This is a genomic window from Paraburkholderia sp. BR10923 (assembly GCF_040948765.1).
Taxonomy (GTDB): Bacteria; Pseudomonadota; Gammaproteobacteria; order Burkholderiales; family Burkholderiaceae; genus Paraburkholderia; species Paraburkholderia youngii.
Window position 1 is genome coordinate 145532 of record NZ_JBFPKO010000019.1, and the last position, 26273, is coordinate 171804.

23 protein-coding genes are annotated in these 26273 nt (G+C 63.9%); 12 read left to right on the forward strand and 11 right to left on the reverse strand.

Annotated features, from left to right (window positions below):
* The 7 genes from AB3X94_RS29135 (at position 1) to AB3X94_RS29165 (ending at position 6036) form a co-directional block, all read left to right on the forward strand.
* The gene (locus AB3X94_RS29135) at positions 1-969 is read left to right on the forward strand and encodes a triphosphoribosyl-dephospho-CoA synthase (protein WP_368613395.1); all 969 of its coding nucleotides are present in this window, start codon (positions 1-3) and stop codon (positions 967-969) included.
* A 5-nt stretch (positions 970-974) separates the two neighbouring features.
* Positions 975-1295: a malonate decarboxylase subunit delta gene (locus AB3X94_RS29140; RefSeq protein WP_176105670.1), complete on the forward strand. Its 321-nt coding sequence runs from the start codon at positions 975-977 to the stop codon at positions 1293-1295.
* Positions 1292-2176, forward strand: a complete 885-nt coding sequence (locus AB3X94_RS29145) for a biotin-independent malonate decarboxylase subunit beta (RefSeq protein ID WP_368613396.1) — start codon at positions 1292-1294, stop codon at positions 2174-2176. Before AB3X94_RS29140 ends, AB3X94_RS29145 begins: the two co-directional genes overlap by 4 nt.
* Complete coding sequence (gene mdcE / locus AB3X94_RS29150; protein ID WP_368613397.1) at positions 2173-2988, forward strand: biotin-independent malonate decarboxylase subunit gamma; 816 nt, start codon at positions 2173-2175, stop codon at positions 2986-2988. Before AB3X94_RS29145 ends, mdcE begins: the two co-directional genes overlap by 4 nt.
* On the forward strand, positions 2988-3686 hold the full coding sequence (locus AB3X94_RS29155) for a malonate decarboxylase holo-ACP synthase (protein WP_368613410.1): 699 nt from the start codon (positions 2988-2990) through the stop codon (positions 3684-3686). Before mdcE ends, AB3X94_RS29155 begins: the two co-directional genes overlap by 1 nt.
* Positions 3686-4621, forward strand: a complete 936-nt coding sequence (mdcH, locus tag AB3X94_RS29160; RefSeq protein WP_368613398.1) for a malonate decarboxylase subunit epsilon — start codon at positions 3686-3688, stop codon at positions 4619-4621. The genes AB3X94_RS29155 and mdcH overlap by 1 nt, the downstream gene beginning before the upstream one ends.
* A gap of 605 nt (positions 4622-5226) precedes the next feature.
* Positions 5227-6036 (forward strand): class I SAM-dependent methyltransferase, encoded by an 810-nt coding sequence (locus AB3X94_RS29165; protein WP_368613399.1) that lies wholly within the window; start codon positions 5227-5229, stop codon positions 6034-6036.
* Positions 6037-6056: 20 nt separating this feature from the next.
* Here AB3X94_RS29165 and AB3X94_RS29170 read toward each other — a convergent pair whose 3' ends face one another.
* From AB3X94_RS29170 to AB3X94_RS29200, 7 genes are all read right to left on the reverse strand, one after another.
* Positions 6057-8813, reverse strand: a complete 2757-nt coding sequence (locus AB3X94_RS29170; protein WP_368613400.1) for an HAD-IC family P-type ATPase — start codon at positions 8811-8813, stop codon at positions 6057-6059.
* 78 nt (positions 8814-8891) lie between these two features.
* Positions 8892-9806: a polyphosphate kinase 2 family protein gene (locus AB3X94_RS29175; protein WP_368613401.1), complete on the reverse strand. Its 915-nt coding sequence runs from the start codon at positions 9804-9806 to the stop codon at positions 8892-8894.
* 408 nt (positions 9807-10214) lie between these two features.
* The gene (gene yjfF, locus AB3X94_RS29180) at positions 10215-11315 is read right to left on the reverse strand and encodes a galactofuranose ABC transporter, permease protein YjfF (RefSeq protein ID WP_176105662.1); all 1101 of its coding nucleotides are present in this window, start codon (positions 11313-11315) and stop codon (positions 10215-10217) included.
* Positions 11312-12355, reverse strand: a complete 1044-nt coding sequence (locus AB3X94_RS29185; protein ID WP_176123189.1) for an ABC transporter permease — start codon at positions 12353-12355, stop codon at positions 11312-11314. Before AB3X94_RS29185 ends, yjfF begins: the two co-directional genes overlap by 4 nt.
* Positions 12352-13998 (reverse strand): sugar ABC transporter ATP-binding protein, encoded by a 1647-nt coding sequence (locus AB3X94_RS29190; RefSeq protein WP_368613402.1) that lies wholly within the window; start codon positions 13996-13998, stop codon positions 12352-12354. The genes AB3X94_RS29185 and AB3X94_RS29190 overlap by 4 nt, the downstream gene beginning before the upstream one ends.
* A 254-nt stretch (positions 13999-14252) precedes the next feature.
* Positions 14253-15239, reverse strand: coding sequence for an ABC transporter substrate-binding protein (locus AB3X94_RS29195; RefSeq protein WP_176105659.1), 987 nt, complete (start codon positions 15237-15239; stop codon positions 14253-14255).
* A 181-nt stretch (positions 15240-15420) separates the two neighbouring features.
* Positions 15421-16023, reverse strand: coding sequence for an alpha-ketoglutarate-dependent dioxygenase AlkB (locus AB3X94_RS29200; RefSeq protein WP_368591698.1), 603 nt, complete (start codon positions 16021-16023; stop codon positions 15421-15423).
* Between the two features lie 140 nt (positions 16024-16163).
* Between AB3X94_RS29200 and AB3X94_RS29205 the strand changes: the two genes are divergently transcribed.
* Positions 16164-16748, forward strand: coding sequence for a malonic semialdehyde reductase (locus tag AB3X94_RS29205; protein WP_368613403.1), 585 nt, complete (start codon positions 16164-16166; stop codon positions 16746-16748).
* Positions 16749-16807: 59 nt separating this feature from the next.
* On the opposite strand, the gene AB3X94_RS29210 is transcribed toward AB3X94_RS29205, so the two are convergent.
* Positions 16808-17155: a hypothetical protein gene (locus AB3X94_RS29210; protein WP_176382735.1), complete on the reverse strand. Its 348-nt coding sequence runs from the start codon at positions 17153-17155 to the stop codon at positions 16808-16810.
* A gap of 429 nt (positions 17156-17584) precedes the next feature.
* Here AB3X94_RS29210 and AB3X94_RS29215 point away from each other — a divergent pair, with 429 nt between their 5' ends.
* From AB3X94_RS29215 to AB3X94_RS29225, 3 genes are all read left to right on the forward strand, one after another.
* Positions 17585-18748, forward strand: a complete 1164-nt coding sequence (locus AB3X94_RS29215; protein ID WP_368591700.1) for a metallophosphoesterase — start codon at positions 17585-17587, stop codon at positions 18746-18748.
* A 474-nt stretch (positions 18749-19222) separates the two neighbouring features.
* The gene (locus AB3X94_RS29220; protein ID WP_176105654.1) at positions 19223-19930 is read left to right on the forward strand and encodes an MgtC/SapB family protein; all 708 of its coding nucleotides are present in this window, start codon (positions 19223-19225) and stop codon (positions 19928-19930) included.
* 162 nt (positions 19931-20092) lie between these two features.
* Positions 20093-20347 carry a GlsB/YeaQ/YmgE family stress response membrane protein gene (locus AB3X94_RS29225; protein ID WP_176105653.1) on the forward strand — a complete coding sequence of 85 codons (255 nt, stop codon included), beginning with the start codon at positions 20093-20095 and terminating at the stop codon, positions 20345-20347.
* Between the two features lie 112 nt (positions 20348-20459).
* Here the strand turns inward: AB3X94_RS29225 and AB3X94_RS29230 are convergent, their stop codons facing one another.
* From AB3X94_RS29230 to AB3X94_RS29240, 3 genes are all read right to left on the reverse strand, one after another.
* Positions 20460-21959 carry an acetyl-CoA hydrolase/transferase family protein gene (locus AB3X94_RS29230; protein WP_176110329.1) on the reverse strand — a complete coding sequence of 500 codons (1500 nt, stop codon included), beginning with the start codon at positions 21957-21959 and terminating at the stop codon, positions 20460-20462.
* A gap of 176 nt (positions 21960-22135) precedes the next feature.
* A complete protein-coding gene (locus AB3X94_RS29235) occupies positions 22136-22354 on the reverse strand; it encodes a hypothetical protein (protein ID WP_176105652.1) in 219 nt (72 codons plus the stop codon).
* Positions 22355-22492: 138 nt separating this feature from the next.
* A complete protein-coding gene (locus tag AB3X94_RS29240) occupies positions 22493-24712 on the reverse strand; it encodes an FUSC family protein (RefSeq protein WP_368613404.1) in 2220 nt (739 codons plus the stop codon).
* A 199-nt stretch (positions 24713-24911) separates the two neighbouring features.
* Between AB3X94_RS29240 and AB3X94_RS29245 the strand changes: the two genes are divergently transcribed.
* Complete coding sequence (locus AB3X94_RS29245; RefSeq protein ID WP_176368229.1) at positions 24912-25925, forward strand: LysR family transcriptional regulator; 1014 nt, start codon at positions 24912-24914, stop codon at positions 25923-25925.
* Positions 25926-26273 lie beyond the last annotated feature (348 nt).

Genomic DNA, 26273 nt, shown 5'->3' on the forward strand with positions numbered 1-26273 from the left:
ATGGCGTCCGCTGCTGCTGTTGTCGAACGGTTGGACGCGCCGGCTGCTTCTGTCCTGCGCGATGCGTGCGGCACATCGCCCAAGGGGGCGCCGTTTTCCGACGCGCAACTCGCGCGCGACGCGATCACCGCGCTGATCGACGAGGCCGAGCTCACGCCGAAGCCCGCGCTCGTCGACCGGCGTGGCAGCGGCGCGCATCGCGACCTCGATCTCGCGATCATGCGGCGCTCCGCGCACGCGCTCCAACCGACGTTCGCGGCGCTCGCGCGCACCGCGCGCCGTCGCGGCGAACCGTCGGCGCTGCTGCGCGCCGAACTCGCGCAGATCGGCCGCGCGGGCGAACTGGATATGATGCAGGCGACCGGGGGTTGCAACGCGCATCGCGGCGCGATCTGGATCATCGGCTTGCTCGTTGCGGGCGTCGCGCTCGAAACGTCTTCGAGTGCCTCGATGCGTACGCACGGACCTGGCGCGCCGAACCCTCTGGATACCTCGCGCGTCTGCACTTTGGCCGCGCAGATCGCCTGCTTCCCGGACCGCTTCGCCGGTTCGTCCGATAGCCACGGCGAACGCGCGCGTCGGCGCTATCAGGTCGGCGGCGCGCGGCGCGAAGCGCAGGACGGCTTCCCGCACGCGCTCGACGTCGGCCTGCCCGCATTACGCGCGGCGCGCGCGCGCGGCATCGACGAGAACACCGCGCGCATCGACGCCTTGCTCGCGATCATGAGCACGCTCGACGACACCTGCCTGCTGCATCGCGCGGGCCTCGCCGGCTTGCATGCGGGGCAGCGCGGCGCACGACGCGTGCTCGACGCGGGCGGCAGTTCGACAGCCGCGGGCCGCGTCGCGCTCGACGCGCTCGAACGCGAACTGCTGGCGCTGAACGCATCGCCTGGCGGCGCGGCCGATCTGCTCGCCGCCACCCTCTTTCTCGACATGCTGGCGCATCGCGACGCCAGCCGGAGCTGAGCCTCATGGAACATCTGACCTTCGACTATCCGGCGCAACGCGCCGTCACGACCCGCGCGCACGTCGGCGTAGTCGGCTCGGGCGATCTGGAAGTGCTGCTGTCGCCCGCCGCCGATGCAGGCGGCTCGGCGCTTGCTGCGCACGTGGTCGTGCGCACCAGCGTCGACGGCTACAGCCACATCTGGAAGAGCGTGCTCGACCGCTTCTTCACGCGCTACGACGGCGCCGCGAACATCGAGATCAACGACTTCGGCGCGACGCCGGGCGTAGTCGCGCTGCGGCTCGCGGAGGCGGTCGAAGCGGCCGAGGAAGGAGACAGCATATGAGCACGAGCGTCAGCATTCACCGCGCACCGCTGCTGCACGAGAGCTTCATCGAACTGCCCGCGCGCGAGCGCGCCCGTTCGCTGCTCGACGCGGGCAGCTTCCGCGAACTGCTTGGACCGTTCGACCGCATCGCGTCGCCGTGGCTGCCCATGCAGGGCATCGTCTGCCAGGCCGACGACGGCTGCGTGATCGCGCGCGGCACGATCGACGGCGAACCGGCCGTGGTCGCGGCGATCGAAGCGGCGTTCCAGGGCGGCAGCATCGGCGAAGTGTCGGGCAGCAAGATCGCCGCGGCGCTCGAGATGGCGCGGCGCGACTGCGAGCGCGGCAAGCTCGTGCGCCCGGTCGTGCTGTTCGAGACCGGCGGCGTGCGGTTGCAGGAAGCGAACCTCGGGCTCGCGGTGATCGCCGAGATTCAGGCGGCGATCGTCGCGCTGCGCCGGCACGTGCCGGTGGTGGGCGTGATCGCGGGGATGGTCGGCTGTTTTGGTGGCATGTCGCTCGCGGCCGCGCTGTGCTCGTATCTGATCGTGACCAGGCAGGGACGGCTCGGCATGAACGGACCCGAAGTGATCGAGCAGGAAGCCGGGATCGAAGAACTCGATGCGAGCGATCGCCGCCGCGTGTGGCAACTGATCGGCGGCGAGCAGCGCGTCGCGAGCGCGCTCGCCGATACCCTGGTTGATGACGATGCCGACGCGGTGCGCGCCGCCGTGCTCGCCGCGTTCGCGCAGGGCGTGCCGGCCGCGCATCGCAGCGAGCAGGTCGACACGTTCCTGCGGCGGCTCGCGCGGATCGATCCGGCGAGCGTCACGCCCGAGACAATGCGTGATGTGTACAACCCGCAAGCGGGCGATGCATCGAACAAGGAGCAGGTATGAGCGACACGACACTCACGCGCGGCGCGCGCTGGTTCAACGCACTGGCCGGCGAATCTTCGAGCGCCGCGCCCGTCTGGAGCAGCGATGCGCCGCTCGGCGGCGACACCGCGCGCTTTATCGCGGTCGTGCCCGATGCCGCGAACCGCTTTCCACGCGCGACCAGCAACGTGGTCGGACTCGAACAGGGCTGGCAACTCGCGCGCGCGGTGCGCGAAGTCATGGAGGCGGATCGAGGCGCCGGCACACGCCGCCCGATCGTCGCGATCGTCGATGTGAAGAGCCAGGCGTATGGCTATCGCGAGGAAATGCTCGGCATCCACCTCGCCTGCGCGGCCGCGGTCGACGCCTACGCGAGTGCACGCGACGCCGGCCATCCGGTGATCGCGCTGATCGTCGGTCCGGCGATGTCCGGCGCGTTCCTCGCGCATGGCTATCAGGCGAACCGCATCGTCGCGCTCGACGTGCCCGGCACGATGGTCCACGCGATGGGCAAGGAAGCAGCCGCGCGCGTCACGCGCCGCACGGTCGAAGAACTTGACGAACTCGGCGAGACGATCGTGCCGATGTCGTATTCGATGGCCTCGTTCGCGAAGCTGGGGCTGCTCGATCGGCTGATCGACGGCGTCGATGCGGATGCGCCCGACGCGGCGCAGATCGAGCGCGTGCGCACCGTGCTGGTCGAACAGATTCGCAGCGCGCGCGACGGGGATCGGACGCTCGCGCGTCGGCTGGAATCGGTTGCGGCGCGGCAGACTCGCGCCGCGTCGATCGAGGTGCGGCGGCGTCTTGCCGAACAGTGGGACGCCGTGTGATGCGCGTGTGTGCGGCTGCGCCCTTTCCGACCGCTGGCGCCACGTCGTGCGACGCGCGCTGGCGGCCGCATGATCTGCTGCGCTTGCGACGACTCGATGCGCTCGATGACGAACCCGCGTGGGTCCGCGCTGCGTTCGAACGTGCACCGTATGCGGTCGTGCGACGCGCGCTCGCCGTTGAAGGTTTCGTCGCGATCGGCGTGCGCGGCGCAGAGCGAGCGCAGCGTTACGGCACGTGGGCGCATGCGGACGATATCGTCGGCGTCGTAGCGCCGGAGTCCCTGGCGCAGGCGCGACCCGGTCCCGAACGTGATGCATTGCCTTCCTTCGTTGCGCTGAATTCGTTGCAACGTGACCGGAGCGGTCCGCTTTCTGGATTCGCATGGGGTCCTTCTGGTAGCACGGGATTCGAACTGGCGACGCATGCTCCCACCGTGAACGAAGCCAGCGATCTCGATCTGTTGATCCGCGTGCCCGAACCGCTGGCGTTGAAGGTCGCGAGTGCCTTGCTGGAGCAACTTCAAACGCTCTCGGCTCGTATCGGTGTGCGCATCGATGCACAACTCGAAACGCCCGCGGGCGGCGTCACGCTCGCGGAGTGGGCTGCGGGAAAGGCGCGCGTGTTGGCCCGCCACGCGAGCGGTCCCCGCTTGATCGCCAATCCGTGGGCCGAGGTCGCTCAGGATGGCGCTACCTGATGTTGGCGCTTATCTTCCCCGGTCAGGGTGCGCAAAGCGAAGGCTTTCTGAATCGACTGCCGCCGCATCGCGCGGTACAGGACACGTTCGCCGAAGCATCGGACACGCTCGGCGTCGACGTGCTGACGCTCGACTCGCCCGACGCTCTGGACTCGACCGTCGCCGTGCAACTGGGCCTGACGATCGCGGGCGTCGCGATCACGCGCGCGCTCGCCGATGAAGGTTTGGTGGCGGAAATCAGCGCGGGGCTGTCGGTCGGCGCATATCCAGCAGCGGTCAGTAGCGGCGCGGTGCCGTTTCGCGATGCCTTGCTGATGGTGCAGCGGCGCGCCGAATTGATGGAAACCGCTTACCCGTCGGGCTACGGTCTGGCGGCCGTATCCGGCTTGAACGAGCTGCAGGTGGAAACGCTCGTCGCGCAGCAGGCGCAAGAGCAGCGGCAACCCGTATATATCGGCAACGTCAATGCGCCGCGCCAGATCGTGATGGCCGGCGCGAACGATGCGCTCGACCTGTTCATCGAACGCGCACTGGCGGCCGGCGCGCGCAAGGCCACCCGGCTCGCGGTCAGCGTGCCCTCACATTGCGAGTTGCTCGCGCACGCGAGCGACGAACTGCTGGCGTACTCGCGCGAGTTGCGTTTCGAAACGCCGCGCGGCATCTATATCGGCAATCGCGGTGGACGGCCGTTGTATACGGCCGACGCGATCCGCGAAGATCTTGCGACGAACATGCGCTACACCGTGCGCTGGTTCGATGCGCTCACCGTGATGCAGGAAATGGGCGCGCATGTGCTGGTCGAGGCGCCGCCGGGGCAGGTGTTGACGGATATCGTGAGGGAGTATTTTTCGGAGACTAGCGCGCTGGCTGCCAGTGCATGGCCGTTCGACAGACTGGTCGGGACGGTGCGCAGGCGCCTCGAGCGCGGAGCATAAGCGTTTCATATAAATCTTCCGGTTGACCCTGAATGTGTCGGCCGCTGAACAACGCGAGATTCGCCCAGGTGTCTGCCCTAACGCAACGCTGCCACGCCCGAATCAATTTCTCCGCCCGGATATTTCATTTGCATACCTTGCAGAGCCCACTTCGACCCGGCGGACCGGTCTCGACCGCATCACCGGGAGCCGAGGGCGCAAAACCATCACAATAAGGCGCGAAACGTGGAGATTCCTGGCCAAATGCGCAGGGACCAACTGCTATCCTTGAAAGAAGTCGACCCGTTCTCGAGCGCACTCCCATGCGCGCGCACTCGGAAAGAGGGATCCATGAGTTGTCCCGCACTATCGCGACATTTTTTTCCCCGTCGTTCCATTGCCGGGTTGCCTGCGACACATGTCGCGTGCACCGCCCTCGAGCGATAGTCTGGCTGCACCGAGCCTTACACAAAACCTGAACCGCAACGCAGTTGAAGCAGCAGGTTCAAATTCAGACTGATCAACTTCCCGCGAATTTATCGATCTGATGTCACACGTGTAGCAACAGCCGGCATTCTGGAAACGAGTTGCGCAGAACTCCGCCTTCGCACCGATATGAGGGAGATATGCATAGACCCATCGACACTGAAACGATTCCGAGCAATGAATTGCAGCAGGTCAGGACGACTTATGCCAAGCTTTGCAAGGACTACCTTGCACATCGCGCCGATGGTGAATACCGGGACTATGTGCAATCGGTCATTGCCAACGACGCCAGTCTCGATCGCCATGTGCGCGCGTTCGAAATTTATGCACCGTATATCAAGCGTGGAATGAAAGTGCTCGACTGGGGATGCCGTCACGCCCCAGATTCGTGCATGCTTCGTACGCTCTACCGGGACATCGAGATATATGGGTGCGACCTATGCAACGATGGGCAATTCGCGGAATTCCATCAGTACGCCGGATTATCTTTCGCAGCGCTCGATCATGAATTTCTGCTGCCGTACGAAGACAATCAATTCGATGTGGTGATTGGAAGCGGTGTACTCGAGCACGTGGCTCGCGAACAAAAGAGCATCGATGAGCTATGGCGCGTGCTGAAAGACAACGGTTTGCTGATAATCACATTTTTACCCAACCGCTTATCGGCAACAGAAAACGCCTGCAGAGTGATGAAGAAGTACACGGGCCATAATCGACTGTACAGCCTCAGCGACGCGAAGCGCCTGTTTCTCAGTTCGGGATTCGTGCTAGAAGAATGCGGCTATCATCAGGTCTTTCCGACGTTCGCAAAAGGCATCAAGGGCGGCGGAGCGCTCAATGCACTGGCCAATATCGGCATGAAGCTGAACCGGCCTTTCGAACGGATACCGATCGTCAATGCGGTCTCGGCAAATCTGTATTTCATCCTCCGCCGCGTTCATGAGATGTAGCGGTAGGCCGCCGAGGCGGCCTACCCCGTCGGATCATTGCGCAACGCCGCGCCGCCCTCCTGTTGCGAAGTCACGAATCCTCTCAATGCGGGGGTGAGTCGGAAGACGAGCTTCTCCAGTTCCACCACGAGGAAGAACAGGACGCCACCCGCAAAGAGCCACCCCCACGCCGACAACGGCAAAGCCTCGGTGTGGAAAACGGCCTGGAACGGGAACGTATAGGTGAATAGAAGCTGCAACACCACGACCCCGGCTATCCCGTACCACAGATGACGATTGCCCATATGGGCGCGCACGGTCAGTGACGAATCGAGCAGATACCGGATGTTGAGCAGATAGAACACCTGGCCCAGCGTAATCGCGTTGACCGCGGCCGTGCGCGCCAAATCATCCGACGCCCCGTGCGACTTCATCCAGAAGAAGGTCGATAGCGTATAGAGCACGAGCGCCGCGCCGACGAACAGGATGCGCCAGATGCCGAAACGCGTGACGATCGGCCGGTCAATTGCGCGCGGCGAGCGGCGCATCACGTCGGCCTCGTGCGGCTCGAAAGAAATGGTCAGGCCGAGCGCGACCGAAGTCACCATGTTGACCCACAGGATCTGCGGCGCCGTGATCGGCAGCGTGAAGGCGAACAGGATCGCCACCGCGATCACCGCGCCTTGCGCGATATTGGTCGGCAGCATGAACAGCATCGCCTTCTCGATGTTGTTGTAGACCGTGCGCCCCTCCTTCACAGCCGCGGAAATCGACGCGAAATTGTCGTCGGCGAGGATCATCCCCGCCGCCTCTTTCGTCACCTCGGTGCCCTTGATCCCCATCGCGACGCCGATGTCGGCCTTCTTCAGCGCGGGCGCATCGTTGACGCCGTCGCCCGTCATCGCGACGATCTGCCGATTCGCCTGGATCGCCTTGACGAGCCGCAGCTTGTGCTCGGGACTCGCGCGCGCGAACACGTCGACGCTGCGCACGCATTCCTGCAGCGCCGCGTCGTTCATCGCTTCGATCTCGGCGCCGGACACGGCCGTTTTGCCGTCGCCGATGCCCAGCATTCTTGCGATTGCCGCCGCCGTGATCTTGTGGTCGCCCGTGATCATCGTCACGCGGATGCCCCCGCCGTGGCATTCGCGCACGGCCTCGATCGCCTCTTTGCGCGGCGGGTCCATCAGACCCACGAGGCCGAGCAATACGAGGGTGCGCGGCAGGTCCTGCGGCCCGAGAGTCCCCGTACGCAGGCCCGGGTCCGGCAGCCACGCCAGCCCGAGCACGCGCTCGCCTTGCGCGGCGAGCCGGTCGCCCTCTCTTGCGAAATGCTCGCGATCGAGCGGCACCGGGCCTTGCGCCGTTTGCTGGCGGTCGCAATGATCGATGATCACCTCAGGCGCGCCCTTGACCAGCAGCATCTCGCCGTCGGCCGAGCGGTTCAGCGTCGCCATGAACTTGTGCTCGGACTCGAACGGAATCACGTTGATCCTCGGCGCGGCCGCGGTCTCGGCGGGACGGTCCATGCCCAGCTTGGAAGCGAACGGATAGAGCGCGCCCTCGGTCGGGTCACCCTCCACTTTCCATTTCCCTTCTTCCTCGAAGAGCTCGGCGTCGTTGCACAACAGCGACACACGGCCCATCAGCTTCAGCACGTCCGGCGCGGCGCCGAGCGGCTTGCCATCGGCGCTGACCTGTCCTTCGCTGGCGTAGCCGTCGCCGGTAACGGAATAGCCCGCTTCCGCCGTCACGGCGGAGGTCACCATCATCTCCATCAGGGTCAGCGTGCCCGTCTTGTCCGAGCAGATGCGCGAGACGGCGCCCAGCGTTTCGACCGCTGGCAGGCGGCGAATGATGGCGTTGCGCTGCGCCATCCGCTGCACGCCGATGGCGAGCGTGATGGTGATCAGCGCCGGCAGGCCTTCCGGGATCACCGACACCGCAATCCCGACGATGGCCTGGAACAGCTCGACGAACGTCATGTGTCCGAGCCAATGCCCATAGGAGAACAGCAGCACGCTGACAACGGCGATAACCGCCGTGATGACGTAGCCGAATTTCTTGATCTGGCGCAGCAGCGGCGTCTCGAGCGCGCTGACTTCGGCGAGCATCTGGTTGATCCGGCCAAGCTCCGTATGGCTGCCGGTCGTCACCACGACGCCGGTTGCCCGGCCCGACAGGACCATCGTGCCGCAGAAAGCCATGTTCTCGCGGTCGCCGACCGTCGCTTTGGCGGGCACCGGCGCGGTGCTCTTTTCGGCCGGGAGGGATTCGCCCGTGAGAGCCGCTTCTTCCGTGTGCAGATTCCTCGCGTCGACGAGACGCATGTCCGCCGGGATCTTGTCGCCCGATTCCAGTAGCACGATGTCGCCAGGAACGAGTTCATCGGCGGGGATCAAGCGAACCGCTCCACCACGCATCACGCGCGCCTCGGCGGACAGCATGTTGCGAATCGAATCGAGCGCCTTCTCGGCGCGTCCTTCCTGAATGAAGCCGAGCAGCGAGTTGAGAATCACGACGGCAAGAATGACCGTGCCATCGAGCCACAGGCCCATCATGAACTTGATGAAACCGGCCACGAGCAGCACGTAGATCAGAATGTTGTGGAACTGCATCAGGAAGCGTGCGACCGGCCCTCTCTTCTTGCCCTGCGGCAGGCGGTTCGGCCCATAGGTGGCCAGCCGCCCGGCCGCTTCCGCGGCATCGAGGCCCTGCGCGGGATCGACGTTGAACTGCCGTTCGATGTCACCGGCCGGCATCGCATGCCACGGCGTCGCACTCTCAACTGAGCTCATCCTCGTGTCTCCCGGTTCCAGTGATTTCGGGTCAGGGGGCCGCTCTCAATGATCCGGATCGTCCCCGGGTTGATCGGGTCACGTCTCGTCCACCGCTTCAGCGTCGAGCTCCTCCCTCGCGGCGGCGAGATCCTTCATCTGCTCTGGCGTCGCTTTCGGATATGCGAGGTCGAGCTTCTCGACGGCCTCGACGATCGCCGCCGCGACGATGAGGCGCGTGAAAGGCTTGTTGTCGGCGGGCACGACGTACCACGGAGCCGCTTCGGAGGCCGTCGCGCGGATCGCCTCTTCATAGGCCTGCATATAGTCGTTCCAGTAGCGACGCTCGCGAACGTCGGATGCGGAAAACTTCCAGTTCTTGTCGGGATTGTCGAGGCGTTCCATGAACCGCTTCTTCTGCTCCCCATACGACAGGTTCAGATAGAACTTGACTATGACCACGCCCTGGCGCGTCAGATAGTCTTCGAAGCGCGCGATGTCGGCGAGCCGTTCGTCCCATATGTTGTTGCCGACCCGTACCGGCGGAATCTTCTGCGCACGGAGCAGATGCTGATGCACGCGCACCACCAGCGCCTCTTCATAGTACGAGCGGTTGAAAATACCGATGTGCCCGCGCTCAGGCACTTTCCTCGAATAACGCCAAAGGAAGTCGTGCGAGAGTTCCTCATCCGACGGCTGCTTGAACGAGATGACATCGCACCCTTGCGGATTGACGCGCGACATCACGTGCTTGATCGTCCCATCCTTTCCCGCGGCGTCCATGGCCTGGAATACCAGCAGCACGGCCCAGGAATCCTGCGCGTAGAGGACCTCCTGCTCCATCGCGAGCCATTTCGATCCGCGCTGGAGCAGTTGCTGCGCCTCTCCCTTATGCATTTTGAGTCCCAGCGTCTCGCCGGGATCGAAATTCTTCAGGAAGAAATCTTTGCCGCTCGTGACGCGGAACGGATCGGTGTATGCCCGCAGCGCGTTGAGTATTTCCGTGCGAACCATCGCTTGTTTCCCCACGACATCTGCAATCAGTTGCCTCGCAACCGCGGTCGTACTGGTCACAACTCTTTCTGATAATAGGTCACACAAACGGAAACGTGCTCATCGGCAACGTCGCTGCGCAGTGGGGTAGCGACGAAAACGGCGAGCTGGCGACGACACCAGCGCCGTCGGCGGCTGTCTCGAGCGCGGTCATCGCGGGTGAGAAATGGTGGACGGGCGATTCGTCGGGGACCGGCATCCTCGCGAATTCGGCACACTTGCGCCAATACGACAGACTGGCATGGACGATGCCGCGATCGCCGTGCACCGAAGGCAGCGACGCGAGCGAATCGAGTCGTTAGCGACTGATGGAAAAGCGGCGCCCCGAAGAACGGGGCGCCGCCGTATGACGCGCTGGAAGACCGCGCCCTAGCCGGGCGCGCGCCCCAACACCTGCGAATCCGACGACGCCGCCGTCGTCGACGGCTCGTCATGGCCGTGCCCATGCCCCGTGGTCGTGACCGCATTGGTGCCGCCGGGCCGACGCACGGACTTCGCATGCCGCTCGATCAAGCGTTGCAGCAAACAGAACGCGCACAGCAGCGCGCCGATCACGATCCGCGTCCACCACGAACTGAGCGTGCCGTCGAATGTAATCAGCGTCTGGATCGTGCCGAGAATGCCGACGCCAAACAGCGAGCCGACCACATAACCGACGCCACCGGTCAGCAGCGTGCCGCCGATCACCGTCGCTGCAATCGCATCCAGCTCCATACCCTGCCCTTGCAGCCCATAACCCGACAGCACATAGAACGTGAACACTGCGCCGCCGAGCGCCGAACAGAAGCCGCTCAGCGCATACACGCCGACCCGCGTGCGCGCGACCGGCAGCCCCATCAGCAGCGCCGAGCGCGGATTGCCGCCGACCGCATATACGTTGCGTCCGAAGCGCGTGAAATGGGCGACATAGATCGCGGCCGCGAGCGCCACGAGCGCGATCAGCACGTTCGCCGATACCGAACCGACGCCAACATTGAGACGGAACGCGGAGATCGCCTTGAACGTCGGATCGGTGATCGTGATCGACTGCGTCGTGATCAGAAAGCACAGGCCACGCGCGAAGAACATCCCCGCCAGCGTCACGATGAACGCCTGCAGGCGGAAGTAGTGAATCAGCGCGCCCTGCACCGCGCCGAACACCGTGCCCATCAACAGCACGATCGGAATGATCAGCCACACCGACACGTGCATGTGCTCGGACAGCACGGCTGCGACGATCGTCGTCAGCGCGACGATCGAGCCCACCGACAGATCGATGCCGCCCGACACGATCACGAACGTCATGCCGATCGCGACGATCAGCAGGAACGCGTTATCGACGAGCAGATCGAGCAGCACCTGCCATGAGAAGAAGCCTGTGTACATCACCGAACCAAAGCCGAATAGCGCGCAGAACAGCAGGACCGTCACCGCGATCGGCAGCGTGCGCGGATCGATCACGCGGGCGAGTGCTTCGAGAAAGCGCGTCATCGTGCCACCCCGCGCGATTTGACGAGCGACGCGCCGAACGACACCGCGAGCGCGCGCGCCGCAGGCGACTGGATCACGCTGACCGCGAGCACGACGGCCGCCTTGACGACGAGCGTCGCTTCCGGCGGCACGCCGATCGAATAAGTCGTGTACGTGAGCGTCTGGATGATCAGCGCACCGAGCACGGTGCCCGCGAAACTGAAGCGGCCGCCGAGCAGCGACGTGCCGCCGAGCGTCACGGCAAGAATCGCGTCGAGCTCGAGCAGCAGGCCAGCGTTGTTGCCGTCCGCGCTGCGCACGTTCGAGCTGATCAGGATGCCCGCCAGCGCCGCGGTCAAGCCCGAGAAGCTATACACCGCGAACACGATCGCCTTCGAGCGCAAGCCGACGAGTCGGGTCGCGACCGGGTTCACGCCGATCGCGCGAATGAACAGGCCAAGCGCCGTGCCCTCGACCAAAGCGGCGGTCGCCAGCACGGCTACGGTCGCGATCCATACCGAGCACGGCACGCCGAGCCAGTAGCCGCCGCCGACGAACAGATAGCCGGGCGCACCGATCGGGATGATCTGCCCGGCGGTCAGCAGTTGCGCGATGCCGCGGCCGGCGACCATCAGAATCAGCGTCGCGATGATCGGCTGCATGCCGACGAACGCGACGAGCAGCCCGTTCCACATGCCGCTCAAGATGCCGACGACGAGCGCGGCCACGAGCGCCTGCACGATCAGCGCACCGCTCGGCACGGCCTGAGTCGCGAGTATCGTCGCGGCCGCGGCGCCCGCGATCGCGACCACCGCGCCGACCGAGATGTCGATGCCGCGCGTCGCGATCACGAGCGTCATGCCGATCGCGACCAGCACCAGCGGCGCCGCGCGATTCAGAATGTCGATCGGCGCGCCGAACAGGTGACCGTCGAGCGTGCGCAGCGCGAGAAAATGCGGATTGACCAGCAGGTTCAGTCCGCACAGCAACAGCAGCGTCACGCACGGCCACAGCAGCGGCCGCTCGACGCCGTCGCGCGCGAACCAGTTCGATAGCTTCATTCGCCGCTCCCTGCGATGAGTCGGTAGATGTTGTCTTCGTTCGATGCCTTGCCGGCCACCTCGGCGATCTTGCGGCGATCGCGCAGCACCGCGACGCGATGGCTGACGCGCAGCACCTCGCTGATCTCCGACGAGATGAACAGGATGGACAGGCCGTTCGCGCACAGCGCGAGCAGCCGGTCCATGATGTCGAACTTCGCGGCGACGTCGATGCCGCGGGTCGGCTCGTCGAGGATCAGCAGTTTCGGATCGGTCGCCAGCCAGCGCGCGAGCAGCGCCTTCTGCTGGTTGCCGCCGGACAGGAGCGCGATCGGCTGCTCGGCGTCGGACGCCTTGATGCCGAGCCGCTCGATCCACGTATCGGCGAGTTCGCGCGCGCGTTGCCGGCTGATCTTGCGCCACCAGCCGCGCCGCGCCTGCAACGCGAGCATGATGTTTTCACGAATCGACAGCTCGGCGACGATGCCTTCCTTCTTGCGGTCTTCCGCGCAATAGCCGATGCCGTGGCGCACCGCGTCGTGCGGCGTGCGCAGCCGCACGGGACGCCCTTCGACGAGGATCGTGCCGCTGTCCGCGCGATCCGCGCCGAACAAGAGACGTGCGGTTTCGGTGCGCCCCGAGCCGAGCAGTCCCGCGAGGCCGAGTATCTTGCCGGCGTGCACTTCGAGATCGATCGGCTGTAGCGTGCCGCGACGGCCGACGCCGCGCAGTTCGATGAACGGCTGCTTGGCCGTTGCCGTTGCTTGCTCCGGGTGATCGTGCGCGATCTCCTGCAGATCGTCGGCGGCCTGACCTTCGTGCGCCGCTTCGCGCAGACGCGCGCTCATGCGCTCGTGGCCGACCATCTTCGCGACCAGTTGATCCGCGGACAGATCGCGTGCCAGATATTCACCTTCGCGCTCGCCGTTGCGCATCACCGTGATGCGATCGGAGATCGCGTAGGTCTGCTCGATGAAATGCGTGACGAACAGGATCGCGATGCCCGATTGCTTGAGATGGCGAAGGATTTTGAAAAGCTGCGCGACTTCGCTGTCGTCGAGGCTCGAAGTCGGCTCGTCGAGAATCAGCACGCGCGCATCGACTGACAACGCTCGCGCGATCGCGACCATCTGCTGCACGGCGATCGGATAGGCGTCGAGCGAGCGCGTGACGTCGAGCGACACGTCGAGGCGCGCGAGCGCTTCCTGCGCGCGCCGCTTGATGTCGGGCCAGTCGATCGCGCCGAAGCGGCGCGGCTGCCGGCCCGCGAAGATGTTCTCCGCGACCGACAGATTCGGGCACAGGTTCACTTCCTGGTACAGCGTGCGCACGCCGGCCGCCTCGGCTTCCTGCGGCGACGCGAACGCGACCACCTCGCCGCCGAGGCGGATCGTGCCGGCATCGGGTGCGAGCACGCCGGTGAGCACGTTGATCAACGTGGATTTGCCGGCGCCGTTCTGGCCCATCAGCGTATGGACCTCGCCGGGAAACAGGCGGAAGTCGACGTGTTGCAGCGCCTTCACGCCCGGAAATGTCTTGCTGACGCCGGAGGTCGCCAGGATCGGTTCGCGCGCGCTCGTGTCATTCTGTTGGCTTCGCGCACCCGGCGACGTGCCGCGCTGCGGCTGGTCCGGCTGAGTCGGTTCGGTAGCGGATTGGGTCATGGACCTCGCTCGATCGGCTATGCATGGTTCGGCAGGCCCCAGCGGCATGCTCCCGCGGACGCAGGCTCCTGAAAAGAGACCGCCCGCTGCAGAAGGAAGCAGCCCGGGCGGTCAGGCACCACTGGAGAAACCTGTTCGATGCGTCCGTACTGCACATCTCCTTCGCGCCGTGGGCCGCGTCGGCCCGGGCGCCTGAACACCGCACACGCCGCGGCACTCGCGCGAGCGATGCCGCGGCGGCGTTGCGCGCCGCGTCAGTACTTACGCGACGGCAAAGTTTGCGCAGCGACGCTCATCGGGAAGACAGTCTCCTGAGTCAGGATGCGCTTCGGCAGCGGCTTGCCAGCCACCACGTCTTTCACCGCCGTCATCAGCTGCGGTCCGAGCAGCGGGCTGCACTCGACGTCGACGTTGATCTTGCCGGCGGCCATCGCCTGGAAGCCGCCCTTGGTCGCGTCGAACGAAACCACCACGACGTCCTTGCCCGGATGCATGCCGGCTTCTTCCATCGCCTGGATCGCGCCGAGCGCCATGTCGTCGTTGTGAGCATAGACAACGTTGATCTTGTTGCCGTAGGTTTTGATGAACGCTTCCATCACCTGCTTGCCGCCGGCAAGCGTGAAGTCGCCGCTTTGCGACGCGATGATCTTGAACTTCGGATCGCTCTTGATCACTTCGATCAGACCCGAGTGGCGGTCATTCGCCGGCGCGGAGCCGACCGTGCCTTGCAGCTCGGCGATGTTGATCGGACCTTTATCGTTCTTGTAGTTCTCCTCGAGCCACTTGCCGCCGCGTCGTCCTTCTTCGAGGAAGTCCGAGCCGATCATCGTCACGTACAGCGACGGGTCCTTTACGTCGATGTTGCGGTCGGTCAGGATCACCGGAATCTTCGCCGCCTTGGCTTCGAGCAGCACCGGTTCCCAGCCCGATTCGACAACCGGCGAGAACGCGATTACGTCGACCTTCTGCGCGATATACGAGCGGATCGCCTTGATCTGGTTTTCCTGCTTCTGCTGCCCGTCGGAGAATTTGAGGTTGATACCGGCTTCCGTCGCTGCCGACTTCACCGATTCGGTATTCGCGGTGCGCCATGCGCTTTCCGCACCGACTTGCGCAAAACCGAGCGTTATTTTCTTGTCTTCGGCATGCGCGCCTGGCGTGGCCAGCGTTAGCACTCCGAGACTCGCGGAAAGCGCGAGCGCGCCCAGAGCGCGACACGCGGCACGTCGTGTATTCGCCATGACAGTCTCCAATCGTTGTTGTGTAGACGACCCAGCGGTCAGCCCGGCCCTCGTGGCCCTCACGGCGCATGGATCGTGATGTAGCGTACTGTGCGACGCGTTACCCGTCCAATCATATGATTCGCGCCCTCGATACCAATTTTGGTATAGCGCGCCGATCAGAGCATTGCCGCTCGCTGATTTAGGTCGGCGTGACTCTCGGGGTGACCCAGCGAAACGTCAGATTGATGCGCTCGCCGCTCACGCGCGGCTCCTTCGGCACCCGATGGCGCCACTGCGCCTGGGTGTCGCCCTTCATCACGAGCAGGCTGCCGCCCTTCAGCGAGAACGATTGCACGACGCCACTGCGGTTGTGTTGCAGATCGAACCTGCGCGCGACGCCGAGACTCACCGACGCGATCACCGGTTGCTTGCCGAGTTCGGGCTCGCGGTCCGCATGCCACCCCATGCTGTCGGCGCCGCTGCGGTAGCGATTTAGCAGCACGCTGTTAAAACGCGCGCCGCTGGTCGCCTCCGCGGCGGCCTTCAGTTCAGCGACGGCGGGCGTCCACGCTTGCGGCACGTTGCGGATGCCCGAGTAGACATACACCGCGTCTGGCTCGCCCTGCCAGGCGGTCAGACGCGGCAGTGCAACACGGCCGCCAGGCGTGCCCATCATGTCCTGGCGCCATTGCACTTCGTCGATCAGGCGGGCGAGCAGGCGTTCGGCGTCGGCCGGTCCGAGCCAGTCGGGATACCAGTCGACGTCGGGGGTCGGCAGGTCGTTGAAAAGATCAGTGTTCATCGGAATGCCTGGATGCAAGCGGACGAGTCAGTACCTTGGCTATTATGGCGACGACGGCTCACGCGCTGATTCACGCGCCTTGCTCTTTCATTCGACGCGGCTCTGCGCGTTCCCTCTATTCTTTCGCACGGGTCGCTTCCATGACACTTTCCGATCAGGCGCTCGCGCAGCTCTTTCGCGACGCGCGTACGCACAACGGCTGGCAGAACAAACCGATCGACGACGCCGTGCTGCGCGAGTTGATGGAGCTCGTCCTGCTCGGCCCGACCTCGGCCAATTCGAGTCCGGGCCGCTTCGTGTTCGTCAGGACGCCGGAGGGCAAGGAGAAACTGCGCCCGGCGTTGTCGGCCGGCAATCTCGAGAAAACGATGGCCGCGCCCGTCACGGTGATCGTCGCCATGGACATGGCCTTCTACGAGCAGCTGCCGAAACTGTTTCCGCATGCCGATGCGCGCAGCTGGTTCGTCGGCAACGAGCGGTTGATCGCGGACACGGCATTTCGCAATTCGACGCTGCAAGGCGGCTATCTGATTCTCGCCGCGCGTGCGCTCGGGCTCGACACCGGGCCGATGTCGGGCTTCGATCAGGCCAAGGTCGACGAAGCGTTCTTTGCGGGCACGCCGGTGAAGTCGAACTTCCTGATCAATCTCGGCTATGGCGATCCGTCCAGGCTGTTTCCTCGCAGCCCGCGTTTTTCGTTCGACGAAGCGGCGCGGATAATGTGAAGGTGCGTTGATGATGGATGGCGCGGCGGGTGTCGCGCCTCGCGTTGCATCGAATCTCGTCAGGTTAGCAGCGCGATATAAAACACCACGGTGCCGATCAACGCGCCGACGAAGCAGAAGCCCTCATCGGCTTCGTCGCCATTCGAGCGCAGCCACGCGCCGACCGCGCCGAACAGGCCCGCGATGCCGAGCGCGACACACACCATCACGACATCGAACAGCGCGCTTTTGCCGAGTTCGGAGAAATCGATGCCGCGCACGCCGATGTAAAGCGCAATTGCCATCAGCGAAATGCCGACGAGCGGCAGCATCACATGGCTACCCTCGTATCCGACATGATGCGCATGATGCGCATGATGCACGTCGTCCGCGTGATGCCACAGGTGGCCCGGTTTGAGCAGCTTCATGGTGTGCCTCCCCCCGCCGATCTTCTCCGGCGACAGATCCAGTCATGCCCGAAGCGCGCTGCGCTGCCCCGGCAACAGGCTGTTTGGTTCCAAGCATACTCCACGCATGAATACAATTCAAAGCCCATTTAATTCGTTTGCATAGGCATCAAATGCTTCGCGCGTGCCCTTGTAAGTATGTGCTGAGCACGGAATGCGCCTGTCCCCGGCGAAGCGCTGTCGTGGCGCGTCCCGGCGCCTTCCGGCGGGCGTCTCGTGCGGTGCGGGAGCATGAATATTGCAGCCACGGCAAGGGACCCAACATGTCGGTAGAATGATTCGCCGCGTTCGCTAACCGTCGCGCACGCAAGCACTGCCCGCCAACGGATCGCCGCCCCGCTGTCGCTGTCATGCCGGCCCTTTGGCCCCCTTCCCGTCCTGATCCTCTTTATGCGACGTTCATCGTTTCTTGTCCGCATCATCCTGATTGGCATCCTGCTGCATATCTACGTTGGATTGCGCCTGATTCCCGACATGCCGATCGACTCGGCCGGCCGCGGACTGTGCGTGCTGTGGCTCCTGCTGTCGATCTACCTGATTCCGGTCGGCATGATGGCGCGCGGCTTCAAGCGCCAGCCGCTCGGCGACCGGCTCGCGTGGGTTGGCCTGCTCGCGATGGGCTTCTTCTCGTCGCTGCTGGTACTGACCTTCGCGCGCGATCTGATGCTGGCGTCGCTGCTGACGATCGACGCGATCTGGCCGAACACGCTCACGATCGCGCATTGGCGCACCGGCTCGGCGGCGGCGGTGCCGCTGCTCGCGCTGCTGTCGACGCTGATCGGCCTCGTCAACGCGCGCCGTCGCGCGCGTGTCGTCACGATCGAAGTACCGATCGACGATCTGCCTGCCGAGCTCGACGGCTTCACGATCGTGCAGATCAGCGATATCCACGTCGGCCCGACGATCAAGGGCCGCTATGTCGACGCGATCGTCGACGCGGTGAACCGGCTCGAGCCGGATCTGATCGCGGTGACGGGCGATGTCGTCGACGGCAGCGTGCCGCAGTTGAGCCGGCATACGCAGCCGCTGTCGCGGCTCGCCGCGCGGCACGGCGCGTTTCTCGTGACCGGCAATCACGAGTACTACTCCGACGCGAACTCGTGGATCGCTGAATTCCGCCGGCTCGGCTTGCGGGTGCTGCTGAACGAACACGTGATCGTCGATCATGACGGCGCGCGCGCCGTGATCGCCGGCGTCACCGATTACTCGGCGGGTCATCACGATCCCGCGCATCGCAGCGACCCGGTCGCGGCGCTCGCCGGCGCGCCGGGGGACGTGCTGATCAGGGTGCTGCTCGCGCATCAGCCGCGCTCGGCCGAAGCGGCCGCGGCGGCCGGCTTCACGCTGCAGTTGTCGGGTCATACGCACGGTGGTCAGTTCTTTCCGTGGAATTTCTTCGTGCGGCTGCAGCAGCCGTTTACGGCGGGCCTCGCGCGTCTGGACGGACTATGGGTTTATACGAGTCGCGGCACGGGCTATTGGGGACCGCCCAAACGACTCGGCGCGCCTTCGGAGATCACACGGTTGAGACTCGTACCGGCCGAACCCGATTGAACTCAACATTCGCAGTCCGGAGCAATTAATTGCAGCCTTTCAGCATTAAGGCTAGGGCAACACTAAATGCACACTCCGTGCCGCTCGCGGCTTGACTGATCTTTGCGCAGCCCTCTAAAATTCGCGCAATTCTTCTAACTGGAATCATGATCTTGGACAGTAGCAGTTGTACGAGCCGAGTATCGATTTGCCCGCTCGCCTGAGCCCCAGGATTTCCGCGTCAGTCTTTTCTGTCGCCGTCCTGCCCTCGGGCTCGATGGCGCATGTCGCTCTCATTTCATTGTCATTCGCGTACTGGCGGTAAAGCACGGCGTGGCTCGATGCCATGCCGATGCCGCACGCTCCGGCCGCTGCACTTGTGTGCGCGCGTACTTCGTCCCGCCGCATGCACTTGCCGTGCACGAGGTAGACGATCTGGTGTTCTCACGCGTAGGCTTCACACTGCGACAGCGCGCACGCCAACCTTTCTGAACGATGACACTCGAATTCTTCCTGCGGCTTCTGACCGCTTTTGCTTGCGGCGTCGCAATCGGCCTCGAACGACAGATGCGCCAGCGCACCGCCGGCCTGCGCACGATCACGCTCGTGGCGAGCGGCGCGTGCCTGTTCGTCACGCTCGGCGTGCTGACCGGCAACGGCGTCAGCGGCATTACGCAGATTGCGGCCTATGTGGTGTCGGGCGTCGGCTTTCTCGGTGGCGGCGTCATCATGCGCGACAAGGGTTCGATCCAGGGGATCAACACCGCGGCGACGCTGTGGTGCTCGGCGGCCGTCGGCGTATTGAGCGGCGCGGGACATTACGGACCGGCGTTCGCCGGCACCGCGGTCGTGCTGCTGGCCAACACCGTACTGCGCGAAGTGAGCCGGATGATCAACCAGACACCGGTTTCAAACGCCGACCTCGTGCGCGAGTACGTGCTGACGATCGTCTGCCGCGAAGCCGACGAGATCCACATTCGCACCGCGATTTCCAACTCGATGTACTCGGCGCCGCTGTCTTTCCAGAGCCTGACCAGCGAGGATGTCGAGGACGAGCCGGCGCGCATTCGCGTGACGGCGACGCTGACGATGCATCCGAAGGATCAATCGAAGCTCGAACAGATGGCCAGCCGCCTGAGCATGGAAAAGAGCGTCTCCAGCGTCAGTTGGACCGCGCGGGAAGCGGAACCGACACCGGAGTGAAGCGCTGTGCACAAGTCTCCTCTGTTCGCGCGCATCGTCTACACTTAGCTTGCAGCAGATTCAGATAGTGTTAATTCCGCGTCCCGAACGTGGACCGTCCCATAACCTTCGACTAAGCTCTGTCACCGTGATTTGTTCACACTCAACCAGGGAGTCTCGAATATGGAACACGGCATCATTGCATGGCTCATCATCGGCGCGATTGCTGGCTGGCTCGCGGGCGTATTGGTCAAGGGTGGCGGCTTCGGCCTGATCGTCGACATCATCGTCGGGATCATCGGGGCGTTCATCGGCGGTTGGCTCGCGGGCGTGCTGCATATCTCGATCGGCAGCGGCTGGATCGCCTCGATCATCACCGCGGTGATCGGCGCGGTCATTCTGCTGTTTATTATCCGGCTCGTGCGACGAGGCTCCTGAGCACAGCATTCGATTTCATCAAGCGCCAGCGGGCTCGTGCCGCTGGCGCTTTTTTATTGCCTGTTTCTGCTGCTTTTATCGCGGCGATTGTGTGCGCTGTGGCCGTTGCACATCAGGCCGGCAGCATCGAGCCGGTATCGCGCAGCCGCGTATGCCATGCAAACGCCTGATCGAGGCAATGCGGGGTCTGCCCTCCCCAACGCAACGCATCGCGGTAGTAGTCGCGCAACAGTTCGCGATACCGCGGGTGTACGCAATGCTCGAGGATCAGCGTCGCACGTTCGCGCGGTGCGAGGCCGCGCAGGTCGGCGAGACCTTGCTCGGTGACGACGACGTCGACGTCGTGTTCGTTGTGGTCGCAATGCGGCACCATCGGCACGATGCTCGAGATGCGGTCGTCCTTCGCGGTCGACTTGGTCGCGAACACCGCGCACGACGCATTGCGCGCAAAGTCGCCCGAGCCGCCGATGCCGTTCATCATGTGCGTGCCGCCGACATGCGTCGAATTGACGTTACCGTAGATATCGAATTCGAGCGCGGTATTGAGCGCGATCAGACCGAGCCGCCGAATCACCTCGGGATGGTTGCTGACTTCCTGCGGACGCAGCACGAGCCGGTCGCGATAGCGCTCGATATCGCCGAACACCTGCGCCTGCCGCGCGGCCGACAACGTGATCGACGCGCCGGACGCGAACGCGACCTTGCCGGCGTCCATCAGATCGAACGTCGAATCCTGCAAGACTTCTGAATAGATTTCGAACACATCGAAAGGCGAATCGACGAAGCCCGCCAGCACCGCGTTGGCGATCGTACCGATGCCAGCCTGCAACGGCGGCAACTGCTTCGGCATGCGGCCACGCGTGACTTCGTGCTGGAAAAATTCGATCAAGTGGCCGGCGATCAACGCGGTTTCGCGATCCGCGGGCAGCACGGTGGACGGGCTGTCGGCCATGTCAGTGATCACGATCGCCGCGATTTTCTCCGGCGGAATCTCGATCGCGGGTGTGCCGACGCGATCCTGCGCGCGCACGATCGGCAGCGGCTCGCGATGCGGCCGGCGCCCCGGAATCCAGATGTCGTGCAGGCCTTCGAGCTCGAGTGGCTGCGCAAGATTGATCTCGACGATCACCTTGTCCGCGAGAATCGCGAAGCTCGCCGAATTGCCGACTGAAGTTGTCGGCACGATACCGCCGCTTTCCGTGATCGCGGCGGCCTCGATGATCGCGACATCGAGCTTGCCGAGCTGGTTCGCGCGCAGCATCTCAACGGTCTCGGACAGATGCTGATCGACGAACATCACTTCGCCGCGATTGATTGCGTCGCGCAGCGTCTTGTCCACCTGAAACGGCAAACGGCGCGCGAGCACGTGCGCTTCGGTCAGCATGCGGTCGACGTCATGACCGAGCGAGGCGCCCGTCATCAGCGTGATGCGCAGCGGCTCGCCCAACTGGCGCGCACGCTCGGCAAGCGCGACCGGCACCGCTTTCGCGTCGCCCGCGCGCGTGAAACCGCTTGCGCCAACGCGCATGCCGTCGTGTATCAGAAGCGCCGCGTCGGCGGCCGTGGTGATTTTTCCGCGCAGCGCGGTGCAGCGAATTCGGTCTTCGTACATGAAAGGGAGTCTCTCCATAGTCGCCAGCTCCGTCTACTGGTGCGCACGTCTGCGGTGTGCTTCGCTCAATAGGCGGTAGCCGCACCCGCTGCGGCGTCTCGATCGGACGGCGTCGCGAGCAGGTGTTGGGTCGCGTGACAGGTCCGCGACAGGTGTTGCGCGTGAAGCAGCCGGACTCAGCTGCCGAAGAAGATGTTGCAGAAGCTCATCGGGCCAACGCATTCGTCGGCTTTCGCTTTCGGCGCTTCCGCATGCTTGCGCGCGGCACCCTTATCGGCGCGCCGGCTATCCGCTTGCGCAACCTGCTGGTCCGGCGCGGCCGGCGCCGTCTGTGCATAGGCGGCGGCAGCGGTAGACAAAGAACAGGCGATCAGGATCAACTTCAAGACTTTCATCTCATTCTCCAGGGCTTACAACTACTGCGACGCCTACTGCGAGGCAGTGACGGCACTATATGACCGTCATCAACGCGGATTAACGGGGCCGGCCGGAAGAGATCTTTCCATATGGCAGAAGAATCCACGAAGCATTGCTCAGCGACGATTGAACGGCGCGTCTTTGTCGAGCAACGCGCTACGAATGAAGTGCAAACAGCTCAGGATCCGCTGCAGATCGTGACGCCGGTCGCGCTCGGCATGCACGGTCCGCAGCATGTCTTGCGCGAGCCAGGTGGCCGAGCGCACGGTGACGAGTGCGCGTTCGAGCGAACCGCGACCGGGGCGTTCGAAAAGCCGGGCGAGATCGTCGCAGGTGTGTTCGATCACGCTGCGCCAGCGCGGCTGAAGGATGTCGGCATAATTCGCGCGCGCGGTTTCGTTGCGCAGATCGATGACGGCGTGACCTACTTCGATCGTCGCGAGCATCCAGCGAAGTGCGTCGCGCCGTCGTCGCGAACGACGTGTCAGCAGCACGCGCAGTTGTGAAGTCAGATCGTGCGTGCCCGCCTGGAAACGTCGGTTCAGTCCCGGCAGAGCCTCCTTGCATGCCGATACCGTCTGCGCCCGCAGGTCGCCCATGATCCGGTCGATCAGCCAGCGCATATCGGCGGGAAAGACCACCGCGAATGCAACAGCCGCGAGCAGCATCGACGCGGTCAGCGCGATGCCGTTGTTGATCAGCAGATCAGGCACGTAGGTGACGACGTTATCCGGTCCGGCCAGCAGACAGAAGAACACCGAAAAGCCGATGCCAAACCCCGCTGCGCCGCGACGTGTCGCGATGAATGCGCCGAGTGCGAGCACCGGCGCGAGTGCCGCGCAAAGCAGCGGGAAACCATCGATGTTGGGATACACGTAGCACATGAACGCGTAGCCGGTCAGCGTCGCGAGCACCGCGCCGATCGCCATCTGCATGGCCATCCTGGTAGCGCTCGGCGCGGTGGACGTCAACGCACAGACCAGCGTTGCGCCGATCACGGCAAGGCCGCCGCTCGGCCAGTTGGTCGCGATCCAGAACGCGCCGGCGATCCCGATGACGACAGCCGAGCGCAGAAACGTGAACAATACGGCGAAGTGGTTTGTGTGGCTGATCGGTCTGCTCGTGCAGTCGCTCTTATTTGGGCTCGAGCCGCGTCGCAGGCTTTGCTGCCAGCTTTCTGATTTGCGCCGCAAGCTTGCATAGGTTTGCGAATAATTCATCCATTCGCCCACGAATCGATACAGCAATTCGGCTGCCGTGTCGAAGTCCGCAAGCGATTCCGCGGACGCGGCTTCGAGGGGCCGCCTCGTTTCGCGTACCCGGCGTGGCAGGTTTGCTCGAAAGAGGCGCAGATCGGCTGCTGCGTGCGAGGCTTCGACGCCTGCTTCAACTGGTGCTTGTGCTTCGAACAAGGCTCCGAGTTCGTCGAGGTATGGATCGATGGCCGCGAGTATCGACACTGCGCCGCTCGCACGCAACCGTTTGAGCAACTGATTCAGCGCATGCAGACGTGCGCATGCATCCATGAATTCGCTATTCAGGCGCGCCAGATGCGCACTGCGCGAGCGCATCGCCGGGTCTTCGAATGCGACGAACGTACGCGTTGCTTCGAAGCCAGCGATTTCGTCGACGAAATCCGCGAACCGCCGTTCGAACTGATGGCGCTCGAGCCCGCGTGCGAGCACATCGACAGCCAAGGCAGTAAAATCCGCGTACCTGATCTGAAGGTTACGTCGTAGCGCCAGGCTTGAGCGTTGCGGCAGCAGCAATGCGCTGACCGCGCTGGAACACACGATGCCAACCGCCACTTCCGCCGCGCGCGCGAGTGCTGCGAGGAACAGTCCCTCGGGCGTCGTCACGTTCGGAATGCCGATCAGCGCGGCGGTGTAACCGGCGAGCACAAAACCGTACCATCTGAAATGCCGATACCGGACCGCCGCAGCAATACAGGCGCTCACCCACGCGATCATGCCGAGCATGTACAGTTCGGGCTGCTGGGCGTACAGCCCGCCGAGCACGAGCGCGGCCGCGGTCCCTACCGCCGTTCCGAGAATCCGGTAGAAGCTCTTCGCGAGCACCATGCCACTGAACGGTTGCATCAACACAAAGACGGTCGTCATCGCAATGCGCGGCTGCTGCAAATCGAGCAGCATCGCGATGCCCAGCGCCAGCAGCCCGGCGGTTACCGTCTTCAGCAGATGAAGCCAGGTCAGACCGTCGCTGCTGGCCCAGTCACGCAAGACCCGGTTGAGTTTGGCTCGACCGAGTCGTCGCCGCATGAGACCGCGCGGACCGAAGAAATCCGACGACGGTTCGATCGCATGATCGGGTTTCATCTGAAAACAGTGCACCCCACGTGGTCGCTGAGAGAGCCTCCGGGCAGAATCGCTGACACCGACAGGCGAGGCGCCGATTGTAGGAGTCCCCGTTGCACGCATTAAGACGACGAGTGCAGAACATCTGTTCCAAAACAGACAACAATAGTGCCCCGGGACTGACGGAAAATATGATCCTGGTCATGAAACAGAAGGTTTGATGGACACGCTACAAAATATGCGAGTGTTCGTGCGCGTGGTTGAAGCCGGCAGCTTCACCGCGGCCGCGCAATCGCTCAATTCAACGACCGGCGCGATGTCTCGCGCGGTCTCGGAACTTGAAGCACACCTGCGCACGCGCCTGCTGAATCGATCGACTCGTCGGCTTGCGTTGACCACCGCCGGCGAGCGCTATCTGAAGCGATCGCAGCAGATCCTCGCGGATGTCGATATCGCGGAAGAAGAAGCCAGTTGCGCACACGAGCGACCAACCGGCGCGCTGCGCATGCATAGCTTTGCGAGCATCGGCCAGCACTACGTCCTGCCGGCTATTTCGCGTTATCGCGAGCTTTATCCTGATGTGACCGTCGAGTTGACGCTGTCACAGCGCATGCCTGATCTGTTCGAGGGCAGCGCCGATGTGGCCGTGATCGGCGCGTCGATGCTGCCGAATTCGGACCTCATATCGTTTCCGCTGGGGACGACGTTCAGCATTCTGTGCGCATCGCCGGCTTACGTGCGCGCGCACGGCGCGCCGCAAGAACCGGCTGACCTTGCGCATCACGAGTGTCTGATCCTTCATACGCCGGCGTTCCCGCCACATGAATGGACGCTCGACGGCCCGAACGGCAGTGAGTTGATGGAAGTCGACGGACCCGTGCATGTGAACATCGCGGAATCACTGATCGTGGCGATCCGCGAAGGCATGGGCATCGGCATGGTGCCGCTCTACGCGGCCATTTCCGGGTTGCGCGATGGCACGCTGGTTCGCGTGTTGCCAGAATATACGCTGCAGAAGACGACTGTTTATGCGCTCTATCCGTCGCGCAAATTCATCGATGCAAAGACGCGCACGTGGGTCGAATTCTTGCGCTCGCATCTGCCCAAGGTGATTGCGCGCGACGAAGCGTTGCTTGCCGAGGTGGCGCAAATGGGATGCGTAGATGACTCAGTGCAGATGGGTGGAGTTGTCGTCCCTGTCACTCAGGACATGCGGACACCGTTAGGTCTATGAACTCGCTGCAGCACGCCTGGACTCGCGCGGCGAGCGGATTTCAGGGCTTTACGCGGGTGGCGCTCATTGAAGTGTTAAATACATGAGAGCGCCGTTGGCGCGTCAGGCTTGGCCATATGCGCGACGTAGTTTCCGTCGATAAACGGGCTACTTTCGCCAGTGGCTGGCAACGCCGTCCGGCCACGCGTATTGTTTGCCCTCGGTCGAGCATCTTGCTTTTGATTTCGGCCGCGTAAACGCAGAAACCCCACCGCTGGGCGGTGGGGTTTCTGGCTTTGGGGGAGCCTGACGATTACCTACTTTCACACGGGCAATCCGCACTATCATCGGCGTGGAGTCGTTTCACGG